Below are 1,147 nucleotides of genomic sequence, written 5' to 3'. Positions count from 1 at the left end.
ACCATCAACAATAAAAAATATTTTGCAATCGGTTTTGAAAATAAAAGTAGTGGTTTTGAAATCAGATCTAAATATGCCAAAATATGTATTGGAAAAAAAGATGTGAGTATAATTTCAAACCAATATGAAACTATAAGAATTTTTGAAGGTTTCTTTGATTACTTATCATTTGTTCAAATTAGAGATAATGTAAATCTAAAACAATCTGATTATTTAATTTTAAATTCTGCAGCTCTAATTACAAAAAATTTAACTCATTTAGAAAAGTATAAAAAAATAGAATTGTACTTAGATAATGATCAAACAGGAGATAAATACACGAGTTTAATTTTGGAACAATTTTCCTGCTCTTTAGATCAAAGAATAATTTACCGTGGCTATAAAGACTTAAATGATTGGTTAGCAAAAGGGAAATAAAATTAATTAGATGGTCAATTAGCGAGGTGTGTTTAGATGACGTGAAAAACATCAAATCTTCGATTTTACCTTTCACTCATCCAAACGCCTCGCCCTTCGGGAAAGTAAATACTCCAAAGTCGTATTTTGAATATAATTTTTTATTTATGAGTAATATTAATAAAGGCGGCAGGCCAAAAAAAGAAGTTAAGAGAACTAAAGAAAAAAGAATTTTGTTCACTGAATTAGAAGCGGAACAAATTGATAAAATGTTTTCTGAGAGTGATTATACGAATATGAACAGTATGATTAGAGATATTCTTTTAAAAAAGAAATATAGAATCGTAACGTTCAATAATGATGCTAGAATACAAAAAAATATCTTAATCGAAGAGGTTAGAAGAATTGGAAACAACTTTAATCAATTAATGAGAAGCTTTAATGAACGAAAAATGGATTCATTTAGCAAGATTGAAATTGAAATGTTATTAAAAATTCTTGCGGAAATAAAAGAAGTTTTTTTCAAAATTGAAGATATAGCTAAAGAGAGTTACTTACCAGAATCACGTAAACCAATATAAATCAATAAAAAAAGTATTTTGGCTATACTTAAAAGCTCTTGCAGAAAGAAACGATAAAATTGAGAATGGCATCAATCTGTAAACTTTGAAAATTGAAAAATTAAAATTTGATTTATAGCATTTTAGTCTTTGAAAAAAAGTAAGCAAGCTCTTTATTTATTTATTTATTT

At 26.1% G+C, this 1,147-nt stretch carries 2 protein-coding genes; both read left to right on the top strand.

Annotated elements, in window-relative coordinates:
- The coding region (locus tag B0A75_RS20355) for a toprim domain-containing protein (protein ID WP_165765155.1) at positions 1-417 on the top strand (417 nt) is incomplete at its 5' end.
- Between the two features lie 146 nt (positions 418-563).
- On the top strand, positions 564-977 hold the full coding sequence (locus tag B0A75_RS20350) for a plasmid mobilization protein (protein WP_089056092.1): 414 nt from the start codon (positions 564-566) through the stop codon (positions 975-977).
- Positions 978-1,147 lie beyond the last annotated feature (170 nt).

Source organism: Flavobacterium oncorhynchi, assembly GCF_002217355.1.
Lineage (GTDB): Bacteria > Bacteroidota > Bacteroidia > Flavobacteriales > Flavobacteriaceae > Flavobacterium > Flavobacterium oncorhynchi.
The sequence above is the reverse complement of the archived record's forward strand: the minus strand, read 5'-3'. Positions and strand labels throughout refer to the sequence as shown.

Excerpts from the sequence above, each read along its gene's own strand:
- B0A75_RS20350 (WP_089056092.1), top strand. The coding sequence starts at position 564 with ATGAGTAATATTAATAAAGGCGGCAGGCCAAAAAAAGAAGTTAAGAGA.